The sequence below is a fragment of the Aphanizomenon sp. UHCC 0183 genome (assembly GCF_009712065.1).
Lineage (GTDB): Bacteria > Cyanobacteriota > Cyanobacteriia > Cyanobacteriales > Nostocaceae > Dolichospermum > Dolichospermum heterosporum.
Genome location: NZ_VILC01000126.1, coordinates 1 through 11,141 on the forward strand (window position 1 = coordinate 1; position 11,141 = coordinate 11,141).

Below are 11,141 nucleotides of genomic sequence, written 5' to 3' on the forward strand. Positions count from 1 at the left end.
CCTCTTAGCTATGAGTATTTTTGGTTTTGTATTTCCAGCCACAATAACATCTGTATTTGCTGGATTTTGCAGTGCCTTGGCGTTTTTAATCACGGGTGTGTGTATTATGATGAGTGGGAAATATAGCAATCCTCAATTGAGTTAGGACTTACGCAAGTGTCACACCAAAAATCTGTTGTCGGGTGCGTCAGATATCAACAATCTGTTTATTTGCAAGATTTATGCAGTCTGACGCACCCTACCAATGTGCTAGTCGGGTGCGTCAGATATCAACAATCTGTTTATTTGCAAGATTTATGCAGTCTGACGCACCCTACCAATGTGCCAGTTGCGTAAGTTCTATGAGTTAAAAATAAGTTTTTCGCCTGTTCCCTGTTCTTCTGTTCCCATTCTCGACTTTATATGACTAACAATTCAGATTTTCGGATTGAAAAAGACTCGATGGGCGATCGCCAAATTGCCAATAACGTATATTATGGGATTCAAACCCAAAGGGCGATCGAAAATTTCCCCATTAGCGGGACTAAACCTTTATCCACTTATATAGATGCTGGTTTATATATTAAAAAAGCCGCCGCTATTGTCAATGGAGAATTGGATTGTATTCCCGCAGATATCAGCAAGGCTATTATTCAAGCTACTGATGAAATTTTAGCAGGTGCATTACGAGATCAATTTGTCGTTGATGTTTATCAAGCTGGTGCGGGAACTTCTCACCACATGAATATTAACGAAGTTTTGGCAAATCGCGCTTTAGAAATTCTGGGAGATCAAAAAGGTAATTATAAACTCGTTAGCCCCAATGATCATGTAAACTACGGACAGTCTACCAATGATGTCATCCCTACAGCTATTCGGATTGGTGGCTTACTGGCACTTTCTCGCACTTTACAACCAGCTTTAGAACAGGCAATTTCGGCTTTAGAAGCCAAAGCTACAGAATTTCAAGATATCGTCAAATCGGGGAGAACTCACCTCCAAGACGCTGTACCTGTGAGATTAGGGGATAATTTTCGGGCTTGGGCGCAAATTCTCTCAGAACACCAAAACCGGCTTTACATTGCTTCTGGGGATTTAATGGTGTTGGGTTTAGGTGGTAGTGCGGCGGGAACAGGTATGAATACTCACCCAGAATATCGGCAAAGAGTTGTGGATATCCTGTCGCAATTATTGGAATTTCCCCTAGAACCAGCACCCCATTTAATGGCTGCTATGCAAAGTATGGGGGCTTTTGTGAATGTTTCTGGGGCGTTGCGGAATTTAGCCCAGGATTTGGTGAAAATATCCCACGATTTACGGTTAATGGATTCTGGTCCCAAAACCGGATTTAAGGAAATTCAACTTCCTCCAGTCCAACCTGGTTCTTCAATTATGCCCGGAAAATATAATCCTGTGATGGCAGAGATGACATCAATGGTATGTTTTCAGGTAATGGGATATGATAATGCGATCGCTTTTGCCGCCCAAGCTGGACAATTAGAATTAAACGTAATGATGCCCCTCATTGCCTATAATTTAATTCACAGCATTGAGATTTTAGGTAACACAATTTTGGCTTTAACCACAAGCTGTATTCAAGGAATTACTGCTAACAAAGAACGTTGTTTAGCCTATGCTGAAGGCAGTTTAGCATTAGTCACCGCCTTAAATACCCACATCGGTTATTTGAATGCTGCGGCTGTAGCTAAGGAATCTTTAGAAACAGGTAAATCTCTCCGGCAAATAGTTCTCGAAAAAGGTTTAATGACAGAAACAGAATTAGCAACAGTCCTGGATTTAGACCAAATGAGTGCAATTGTTCCTTTAAAATAAGTACAAAATACAAGATCCCCGACTTCTTTAAGAAGTCAGGGATCTGATTGATAGCCTATTAAGGAAATATCTCAAAACCAGCACAATGTAGTGGACTAATAATACTAAAAATAGGTTTATTTAAAGTAAAAATCTTAGTAATATTCATCCTTTCCGCAATAGCAACAATCGTTGCATCCACAAAGTTTAACTTACTATCAGTATATTGGTCTAGAATCTCCATCACCCTTTTTAAATCAGTTTTATCAATCCCTTCAATAATGACATTACTATTAGCTAATTCAGTTAAAACCTCTCTTGTTGTCGGATATCCTAACCGAGAAGCAAGCAAATGACAAACTTCAGGTAAAACTGTTGTTGGTAAAACCAATACTTCCTTTGAATCAACTATAACATCAAGGATACGCCCATAATTTTCGTCCTTAATATCAACAATTGCCACTAAGAAACTTATATCTAAAATAGCCGTCATGATTATTTATTTACCTCATGATTAAATTCCTTGATACCTCTAGTTGGAACAATTTCCAGTTCTCCGTTTTCTGTATCTCTGTCTGATAAATTGGATTCACTAGACTCTCCTATACCAGCAATACTTAATAAAAAATTACTCTCCCCTGGTTCATTATGAATAGCCGCAGGAGTTAAATTAAGCTTAAAAAGTAAAGATTCAATAAAATCAGCTAATTCAGGAAGTGCTGCCAGTGGAAGTTCATTAATAGCTTGAGATAATTGTTCGTGGGTGAGACTTACAGAATCCATAATTGATATCATCCTTCTATCGAAATAACTTTTATCTGTTTTCAAAGAAATTGGTATTAATTTCTTCTTGGTTTTCCTATTCTTATATAAATTTAGTTTCTATTGTTATATAGTAACGCAATTATTCCCCATGCAAACACAAAAACTATTTGTTAGTCTAATTCGGGTTAAACCCTTAAACCAATTAAGTAGAACGGCTTGAATAATTCAAAGTTTGTAGTGAGGAATTTATTCGTCATTTGAGGGCTGAAGCCCTCACTACGAAATCATCTCCAGATTTTTTACATTACTTAATCTACTTTGATTTATTTTCGTCTACTTACTTAGATGTAAAGTTGCACAGAATCATAAAATTCATTAATTAATTCATCCATTTTTATCTGCGTTTATCTGCGGTCAATTATTCTGTAAATCTTATTCAACTTCTTGATATTGACTATCTGTACTATTAAGAAATATAAATTAATTGTAAAAAATAGCCTAACTCCCTTACGAATATAGGCTTTTGGGGAATTTGTCATTATTTATTAGCCAAGGCTTGACATTATTTATGGTAAATACTACCATAAATAAAGAGACATTCTTGGTAGGGCATCTCAGATGACAACTTTCCTAGATATAGACTATGAAAGGAAAAATCCCGAATTAAATCTCAGTTGTGAGGATTACAGCTTACTAACAGACCTTTATCAGCTAACAATGACAGCTTGTTATGTTGGTGAAGGTATAGAACAGAAGCAAGCGAGTTTTGAATTGTTTGTCAGACGCTTACCTGATGGTTTTGGCTATTTAATAGCTATGGGTTTAGCCCAAGCTTTGGAATATTTGACTAAATTCCGGTTTAATGACAGTCAAATTGCTGATTTGCAGTCAACGGGAATTTTTACCCACGCAAATGAGCGTTTTTGGCAGCTTTTGCGGGAAGGTTGCTTTACTGGAGATGTGTGGGCAGTTGCGGAAGGAACAGCGATATTTGCAAATGAACCTATACTGCGAATAGAAGCACCCTTATGGCAAGCGCAAATAGTAGAAACATATCTTTTAAATACTCTGAATTATCAAACTCTAATTGCCACCAAAGCCGCAAGATTAAGGGATATAGCGGGAGAAAAAGCCACACTTTTAGAATTTGGTACACGCAGGGCTTTTAGTCCCCAAGCCTCGCTATGGGCAGCGCGGGCGGCTTTGGCAGGTGGTTTAGATGGTACTTCCAATGTGTTAGCGGCGCTACAACTAGGACAAAAACCAAGTGGGACAATGGCACACGCTTTAGTTATGGCTTTATCAGCGTTAGAAGGGAGTGAAGAACAGGCTTTTACGGCATTTCATCAATATTTTCCCGGTGCGCCATTATTAATTGATACATATGATACCGTTGCTGCGGCGGAGAAATTAGCAGAAAAGGTCAATGCTGGAAAAATGGAATTATCTGGAGTCAGGTTAGATTCTGGGGATTTAGTCAGTTTATCAAAACAAGTGCGATCGCTCTTACCGAATATATCAATATTCGCCAGTGGTGATTTAGATGAATGGGAAATTAGCCGACTCAAGCAAGAAGGGGCAGAAATTGATAGTTATGGATTAGGCACAAAATTAGTTACAGGTTCACCAGTCAATGGAGTTTATAAACTTGTAGACATTGAAGGAATTCCCGTCATGAAAGAATCAAGTGGTAAATTCACTTATCCAGGTAAAAAACAAATTTTTCGATCCTTCTTAGATGGTAAAATACATAAAGATAGATTAGGCTTAACAGAAGAAAAATCTGACCATGAAAAATCTTTATTACAGTTAGTAATCAAAGCAGGTAAACAATTACAAACACCAGAAACTTTAACAATCATTCGTCAACGAACTGCGGCATCAGTTGCTAGTTTACCAGCAGAAACAAGAAGAATAGAAAATCCCACTTCCGTCAAAATTGAAATATCAGAACCATTACAGAAATTGACAAATAAAACGAAAAAAAGAGATAAATTAATATAATTTCTCTTACCTCTGCGTCCTCTGCGTCTCTGTGGTTCGTTTAAATTACTCTAAAAATTGCAAAAAAGCAGAATCAAAAATCATGAAAATAGCCTTATTTGGTACAAGTGCTGATCCGCCAACTGCTGGGCATTTAATAATTCTCAAGTGGCTATCTAAACATTATGATTGGGTGGCTGTATGGGCGGCGGATAATCCTCTAAAATCCCAACAAACGCCTTTACCGCACAGGGCAGCAATGTTAGAACTGTTAATTAAAGATATCAATGTTGCTAACCAAAATATTGCCTTAGAACAAGATTTGAGTAGTTGGAAAACTCTAGAAACTGTAGGTAAAGCAAAATTAAAATGGGGAGAAGATATTGAATATACTTTAGTAATTGGGGCTGATTTAGTAAAGCAATTACCGCGCTGGTATCATGTTGAAGATTTATTACAACAAGTGCAATTACTGGTAATTCCCAGACCAGGATATATAATAGATGATTCTAGTTTAGAAAAAGTTAAACAAATCGGAGGAAAAATTAAAATTGCAAATTTAATTGGTTTAGATGTTTCCTCTACCGCCTTTCGTGAACAAGGAGATATTAATACTCTCACACCTCCCGTCATTGCCTATATTCATCAACAGCATTTGTACGAATGCCAATACGTAACCAAAAAAAGATTCTAAACTCCATAAATCAACAACCTTTAGCTGACTTTAAAGTTGGTGTTGATAATGTGATTTTTTCTGTAGATACTGCTCAAAATCGGTTGTTAGTTCTCTTGGTTATGCGACAGCAAGAACCATTCTTAAATGATTGGAGTCTTCCTGGTACTTTAGTCCGTCAAGGAGAATCTTTAGAAGATGCTGCTTATCGGATTATGGCTGAGAAAATAAAGGTAAATAATCTTTATTTAGAACAACTTTATACTTTTGGTGGTCCAAACCGTGACCCCAGGGAAAAAATTGATAGCTATGGAGTCCGTTATTTATCAGTTAGTTACTTTGCTTTAGTCAGATTTGAAGAAGCAGAATTAATTGCCGATAAAGTGGCGTGTATTGCTTGGTATCCTGTCAAACAATTACCACAATTAGCATTTGACCATAATGAGATTATTACCTATGGACATAGAAGATTAAAAAACAAATTAGAATATAGTCCTATAGCTTTTGAAGTCTTACCAGAAACTTTTACTTTAAACGATTTGTATCAACTATACACTACAGTTTTAGGAGAATGTTTTGCCGATTATTCTAATTTTCGAGCGCGGTTACTCAAATTGGGCTTTTTATCGGATACTGGCATTAAAGTATCACGAGGTGCTGGTCGTCCTGCAAGTTTGTATAGGTTTGATAAAGATGCTTTTGCACCATTTAAAGATAAACCTTTGGTGTTTATTTAAGGAATAATAGTTGAACGCAGATGAACGCAAATAGACGCAGATAAATTATGAAAATCGCTATCGCTCAAATTAATCCTATTATTGGTGATTTACTAGGAAATACTCAAAAAATCCTGGAAATGTCACAACAAGCAGCATCAGAAAATGTTCGTTTATTATTAACACCTGAATTATCTATTTGTGGGTATCCACCAAGGGATTTATTATTAAATCCTAGTTTTGTGGAATCAATAGATAAAACATTGCAAAAATTAGCTGAAGATTTACCCGCCAATTTAGCTGTATTGGTGGGAACTGTGGTTAAAAATTCCCAAGCGCACATTTCTGGAGGGAAAAATTTATTTAATAGTATGGCTTTATTAGAAAATGGCAAAATCCAGCAATTTTTTCATAAAAGGCTATTACCAACTTACGATGTTTTTGATGAAAAACGCTATTTTGAACCAGGACTACAAGCCAATTCTTTTAAATTAGATAATCTTCATATTGGTGTGACAATTTGCGAAGATTTATGGAATGATGAGGAATTTTGGGGTAAGCGGAGTTACGCAGTTAATCCCATTGCTGATTTAGCAAATTTAGGAGTTGATTTAATTGTTAATTTATCTGCTTCACCCTACACTGTTGGTAAACAACATCTGCGAGAAGCGATGTTAAAACATAGTGCAGTTAATTTTCAACAACCAATTATTTATACAAACCAAGTTGGCGGAAATGATGATTTGATTTTTGATGGACGGAGTTTTGCTTTAAATAAACAAGGTGAAATTGTTTGTCGTGCTAAAGGTTTTGTATCTGATTTTTTGACCGTTGAATTTAATGCCGATAAACAGGATTTACAATTAGGTCATATTTCCCCCATTGATGAATCTGAAGATAAGGAAATTTGGAATGCTTTGGTTTTGGGAGTTAAAGATTATGTGGGTAAATGTCGCTTTTCTAAAGTATTGTTAGGTTTAAGTGGGGGAGTTGATTCTGCTTTAGTTGCTGCCATTGCGACTGCGGCATTAGGAAAAGAAAATGTAATTGGTGTGTTAATGCCTTCTCCCTATAGTTCAGAACATTCTATTAGTGATGCTTTAGCGTTAGCAGCAAATTTAGATATTCAAACTCAACTTTTACCTATTGGGGAATTAATGCAAAGTTTTGATAAATCCCTAGATGATTTATTTGCCGGCACAGAATTTGGCATTGCGGAAGAAAATCTCCAATCTCGAATTCGTGGTAATTTATTAATGGCAATTTCTAATAAGTTCGGTTATCTGCTTTTATCTACTGGCAATAAATCGGAAGTTGCTGTTGGTTATTGCACTCTTTATGGTGATATGAATGGCGGTTTATCGGTCATTGCTGATGTTCCTAAAACCCGCGTTTATTCCCTCTGTAAATGGTTAAATTCCCATCAACAAAAAGAAGTTATTCCCGAAAATATTCTCACCAAAGCACCCAGCGCGGAACTTAAACCGGGTCAAGTTGACCAAGATTCCCTACCACCTTATGAAATTTTAGATGATATTCTCGACCGTTTGATTCATCAACATCAATCAGCAGCAGAAATTATTACCGCAGGTCATGAACCGGCAATTGTAGATAGGGTATTACAATTATTATCCCGTGCGGAATTTAAACGCCGACAAGCTGCACCAGGATTAAAAATCACTGACCGTGCTTTTGGGACTGGTTGGAGAATGCCTATTGCTAGTAGTTGGTCTGCGTTGAGAAATATATAGGAATCCGGTTTGATTCCTGATAGCGAAGCGTGGCGTTAGCCATATTTTCCTACGTAGGAAGGCAAGAGGCAATCATGCAAGAGGCAAGAGGATTCGAGAATATAAAGGTGTACCGAGTTCCGTTCAAAAATCAAATAGGAGTCCTATATCTATCTAAAGTAGTAAGTAAAGGTGAAAATCCCCATTCTGAAAAAGATTACCTTTGAGAGGAATTTATTTATGACAAGATTTGAACAAATTATATCAGCTATTGATACCCACACAGCAGGAGAACCAACACGAATTATCATGAGTGGTTTGCCGCCAATTCAAGGATCAACAATGGCAGCAAAGAAGCATTACATGAAACAGCATTTAGACCACATTCGCACTCTCCTGATGCAGGAACCTAGAGGACATAAAGATATGTTTGGGGCGATTATCATTCCACCAACAACTAATCGAGGACAATATGGCGTTATCTTTATGGATAATGCAGGTTATGTCGATATGTGTGGGAGTGGAATCATTGGCATCACTACAGCCCTAATTGAGATGGGGATGATTCCCAAGACCGAACCAGAAACAACGATTATTTTTGATACGCCCGCAGGCTTAGTTGAAAGTCATGCTAGGGTTGAAGAAAACCAAGTGTATGAGGTTTCTGTCGCTAATGTTTCTTCATTTTTATATGCCAAAGACATAGAACTTACTCTTCCTGATTTAGGCAAAATTACCATTGATGTATCCTTTGGAGGAAACTTTTTTGCTATTATTCAAGCAAAGGCTTTAGGTGTTTCACTTCAGCCTGACAATATTTCCAAACTGATCCAATTGGGAATGATGGTGAAAAGGGCAGTCAATAATCAATTGAAGGTGCAGCATCCCATAGAACAACATATTAATACAGTAGAAATCACAGCTATTTATGAGCAACCTGAACCTTTTAGACCCTACTCTAAAAATGTAGTGATTTTTGGCAATGGTCAAATGGATCGCTCGCCATGTGGTACTGGTACTTCAGCTATTATGGCTACACTATATGGCAGGGGTAAACTCCAATTGGGTGTCGAATTTACTAGCGAGAGCATCATCGGTAGTAACTTCAAAGGCAAAGTAATTAAGGAAGTTCAAGTAGGTGAGTTCGTCGCAGTAGATCCCATCGTTACTGGAGAAGCATTTATCACAGGAATTCAACAGTTTGTAGTAGATCCAAATGATGCGATGAAATACGGGTTTGTTATTGCTTAATAACTAAGTTTGTTCTCCTGGGATTAATTCCTTCTACATTTTTTCTACAATTTGATGGAACAATTTCTCTGATTTTCTTGCTACCCTCAAAGTAGAGTTCAAATTCCAAACAACAAGGTGGCAAAAGATCAGCCGCTGTGTTTATTAATCAAACTCCTCAGAAATAGAGAGTATGGGAGGGGAAATATGCTCAATGTTGTGCGTCGTAGTCAAATTATCGGTTCAATAGCCATAGATAGCTCGACATCTGCTCGTTTTGCTGAGTTAGAAGAAGTCTGGCTGGATGATTCCGGGCGTATTGCCTATTTTTCGGGTGAGGAAGCTTATAACTATTGAAAAGAATTAAATCCCAGTCAAAAAGACCTTTAAAAGATGCGGCTGCTGTTAATTCTACAAGGTGGGATTTATTTCAAACTTTGAAAGAAACTGGATTACCAATTGCAACGGCTTCTGGTGGAAGGACAAAATTCAATAGGAAAAAATTAAATCTTACCAATACCTTGTCCAAATCGAAAAAAGTCTTGATTTGTAGGTTGGATTGAGGTACGTTCACGAAGTTTGGCGTATCCCTGCGGGAGCCGCAGGCATCAGCCATAACCCAACAAATGCGTCGGGTTGCGCTGTCGCTTAACCCGACCTACAAAAAATGGACAAGGTATTGTTAGTGATTTATTTTAATAAAGAGGTATAAAAATATGTTACGAAGATTCCGGAATCGGACGCAAGCGGGTAAACTCTTAGCTGCTCAGTTAACAGAGTATGCCAATCGTCCAGATGTTTTAGTATTGGGGCTTCCCCGTGGCGGTGTGCCTGTGGCTTATGAGGTAGCAAAGGAACTTGATGCCCCATTAGATGTTTGCTTGGTGCGGAAACTCGGTGTACCTGGACACAAAGAACTTGCCATGGGTGCGATCGCCACCGGAGGGGTGCGTGTAATTAATGAGAATGTCGTTGATTGGTTGCGGATTTCCCCAGAAACTATTAATCAAGTAGCAGCTATCGAAATGCGGGAATTAGACCGCCGTAGCCATAGCTATCGGGGTAATCTTTCCCTACCAAAAGTTAAAAATCATACTATTATTCTAGTTGATGATGGCATTGCTACGGGTGCTACTATCCGAGCAGCGATCGCTACATTGAAAAAGCAACAGCCTGGTAAACTGGTGGTTGCAGTTCCAGTTGCAGCAGCATCTACCTGTGAAGAACTGCAAGCAGAAGTAGATCAGGTTGTGTGCGTAATGATGCCAGAAGATTTGTGTGCCATCGGTATTTGGTACGAAGATTTTCAGCAAACAACCGACACAGAGGTATGTGAACTGTTGACAAGGCAAAAATTACTAAGTAGGTGAGCGTTGAAAATTGTCGTTATGGCAAGGCAAAAGGCAAGAGGCAAGAGTGAAGAGGGTTTGGGCGATTTTACATTTCTTTACACAGTTTGGTTTTATTGTGTTCACCTACTTAGTAGCTAATAATTCGTAAATGGAGGTTGAGGTGATGGATAGAACATTAACACAGCACCCCCAAGAACATCTGGTGTCAGTGACAGCAGGTAAGGTTAACTTAGAGGGGAATTTGATGATTCCAAATGGTGCTATGGGTGTAGTATTGTTTGCTCATGGCAGTGGTAGCAGCCGGCACAGCCCTCGTAATCGCTATGTTGCCGGAGTCTTACAACAGGCGGGACTAGCAACTTTATTAATTGATTTGCTCACTGCTGAAGAAGAAGAAATTGATTTGCGAACCAGACACTTACGCTTTGATATTGGGTTGTTAGCATCGCGGTTAGTTGGGGCTACGGATTGGTTACAACAGAACCCAGATACTTGTAACCTCAAAGTAGGTTACTTTGGTGCTAGTACAGGAGCAGGTGCAGCCCTGGTTGCTGCCGCAGAATGTCCAGAGGCAGTACAAGCTATTGTTTCCCGTGGTGGACGACCTGATTTAGCGGGTTCAGCATTATCTCATGTCAAAGCACCAACACTGCTCATTGTTGGCGGTTACGATACGCCCGTCATAGCAATGAATGAGGATGCACTGGCACAGTTGCACTCAGTAAAACGGCTGGAGATTATTCCTAGAGCCACCCATTTATTTGAAGAACCAGGTAAATTAGCAGCAGTAGCACAACTGGCGAGTGAATGGTTTACGCACTACCTCAGGTAAAAGATTAAATCCTCTATTAACGTAAGTTGCTATACTATACTCAACACGGCTTAATTATTTGATTTAAGC

The 11,141-nt window shown here is 38.3% G+C and carries 11 protein-coding genes and 1 pseudogene; 10 read left to right on the plus strand and 2 right to left on the minus strand.

Annotated elements, in window-relative coordinates; all coding sequences use genetic code 11:
• The first annotated feature begins 402 nt into the window (after positions 1 to 402).
• Complete coding sequence (locus tag FJR37_RS24075; protein ID WP_168467324.1) at positions 403 to 1,812, plus strand: aspartate ammonia-lyase; 1,410 nt, start codon at positions 403 to 405, stop codon at positions 1,810 to 1,812.
• Between the two features lie 58 nt (positions 1,813 to 1,870).
• Here the strand turns inward: FJR37_RS24075 and FJR37_RS24080 are convergent, their stop codons facing one another.
• Both FJR37_RS24080 and FJR37_RS24085 read right to left on the minus strand, forming a co-directional pair.
• Complete coding sequence (locus tag FJR37_RS24080) at positions 1,871 to 2,284, minus strand: type II toxin-antitoxin system VapC family toxin (RefSeq protein ID WP_039200183.1); 414 nt, start codon at positions 2,282 to 2,284, stop codon at positions 1,871 to 1,873.
• Positions 2,285 to 2,286: 2 nt separating this feature from the next.
• Positions 2,287 to 2,574 (minus strand): hypothetical protein, encoded by a 288-nt coding sequence (locus tag FJR37_RS24085; RefSeq protein ID WP_039200182.1) that lies wholly within the window; start codon positions 2,572 to 2,574, stop codon positions 2,287 to 2,289.
• Between the two features lie 600 nt (positions 2,575 to 3,174).
• Here FJR37_RS24085 and FJR37_RS24090 point away from each other — a divergent pair.
• The 9 genes and pseudogenes from FJR37_RS24090 to FJR37_RS24130 all read left to right on the plus strand — a co-directional run bounded on the left by FJR37_RS24090 (position 3,175) and on the right by FJR37_RS24130 (position 11,072).
• Complete coding sequence (locus FJR37_RS24090; RefSeq protein ID WP_168467325.1) at positions 3,175 to 4,560, plus strand: nicotinate phosphoribosyltransferase; 1,386 nt, start codon at positions 3,175 to 3,177, stop codon at positions 4,558 to 4,560.
• 82 nt (positions 4,561 to 4,642) lie between these two features.
• Positions 4,643 to 5,233 (plus strand): nicotinate-nucleotide adenylyltransferase, encoded by a 591-nt coding sequence (locus FJR37_RS24095; protein WP_168467326.1) that lies wholly within the window; start codon positions 4,643 to 4,645, stop codon positions 5,231 to 5,233.
• Complete coding sequence (locus FJR37_RS24100; RefSeq protein WP_168467327.1) at positions 5,203 to 5,949, plus strand: NUDIX domain-containing protein; 747 nt, start codon at positions 5,203 to 5,205, stop codon at positions 5,947 to 5,949. Before FJR37_RS24095 ends, FJR37_RS24100 begins: the two co-directional genes overlap by 31 nt.
• A gap of 47 nt (positions 5,950 to 5,996) precedes the next feature.
• Positions 5,997 to 7,679, plus strand: a complete 1,683-nt coding sequence (locus FJR37_RS24105; protein ID WP_168467328.1) for an NAD+ synthase — start codon at positions 5,997 to 5,999, stop codon at positions 7,677 to 7,679.
• 219 nt (positions 7,680 to 7,898) lie between these two features.
• Complete coding sequence (locus FJR37_RS24110) at positions 7,899 to 8,909, plus strand: proline racemase family protein (protein WP_039200178.1); 1,011 nt, start codon at positions 7,899 to 7,901, stop codon at positions 8,907 to 8,909.
• Positions 8,910 to 9,026: 117 nt separating this feature from the next.
• A complete protein-coding gene (locus tag FJR37_RS26260) occupies positions 9,027 to 9,245 on the plus strand; it encodes a hypothetical protein (RefSeq protein ID WP_174763475.1) in 219 nt (72 codons plus the stop codon).
• A pseudogene (locus tag FJR37_RS27265) lies at positions 9,239 to 9,409 on the plus strand (HNH endonuclease); the annotation flags it as partial. The gene FJR37_RS26260 and the pseudogene FJR37_RS27265, both read left to right, overlap by 7 nt.
• 195 nt (positions 9,410 to 9,604) lie before the next feature.
• Positions 9,605 to 10,258 carry a phosphoribosyltransferase gene (locus FJR37_RS24125; protein WP_168467329.1) on the plus strand — a complete coding sequence of 218 codons (654 nt, stop codon included), beginning with the start codon at positions 9,605 to 9,607 and terminating at the stop codon, positions 10,256 to 10,258.
• A 145-nt stretch (positions 10,259 to 10,403) separates the two neighbouring features.
• Positions 10,404 to 11,072, plus strand: a complete 669-nt coding sequence (locus tag FJR37_RS24130; RefSeq protein ID WP_053539991.1) for a dienelactone hydrolase family protein — start codon at positions 10,404 to 10,406, stop codon at positions 11,070 to 11,072.
• Positions 11,073 to 11,141 lie beyond the last annotated feature (69 nt).

What these genes read in the sequence shown, in the direction of transcription:
- FJR37_RS24075 (WP_168467324.1), top strand. Translation starts at nt 403, where the DNA reads ATGACTAACAATTCAGATTTTCGGATTGAAAAAGACTCGATGGGCGAT.
- FJR37_RS24080 (WP_039200183.1), bottom strand. Translation starts at nt 2,284, where the DNA reads ATGACGGCTATTTTAGATATAAGTTTCTTAGTGGCAATTGTTGATATT.
- FJR37_RS24085 (WP_039200182.1), bottom strand. Translation starts at nt 2,574, where the DNA reads ATGGATTCTGTAAGTCTCACCCACGAACAATTATCTCAAGCTATTAAT.
- FJR37_RS24090 (WP_168467325.1), top strand. Translation starts at nt 3,175, where the DNA reads ATGACAACTTTCCTAGATATAGACTATGAAAGGAAAAATCCCGAATTA.
- FJR37_RS24095 (WP_168467326.1), top strand. Translation starts at nt 4,643, where the DNA reads ATGAAAATAGCCTTATTTGGTACAAGTGCTGATCCGCCAACTGCTGGG.
- FJR37_RS24100 (WP_168467327.1), top strand. Translation starts at nt 5,203, where the DNA reads ATGCCAATACGTAACCAAAAAAAGATTCTAAACTCCATAAATCAACAA.
- FJR37_RS24105 (WP_168467328.1), top strand. Translation starts at nt 5,997, where the DNA reads ATGAAAATCGCTATCGCTCAAATTAATCCTATTATTGGTGATTTACTA.
- FJR37_RS24110 (WP_039200178.1), top strand. Translation starts at nt 7,899, where the DNA reads ATGACAAGATTTGAACAAATTATATCAGCTATTGATACCCACACAGCA.
- FJR37_RS24125 (WP_168467329.1), top strand. Translation starts at nt 9,605, where the DNA reads ATGTTACGAAGATTCCGGAATCGGACGCAAGCGGGTAAACTCTTAGCT.
- FJR37_RS24130 (WP_053539991.1), top strand. Translation starts at nt 10,404, where the DNA reads ATGGATAGAACATTAACACAGCACCCCCAAGAACATCTGGTGTCAGTG.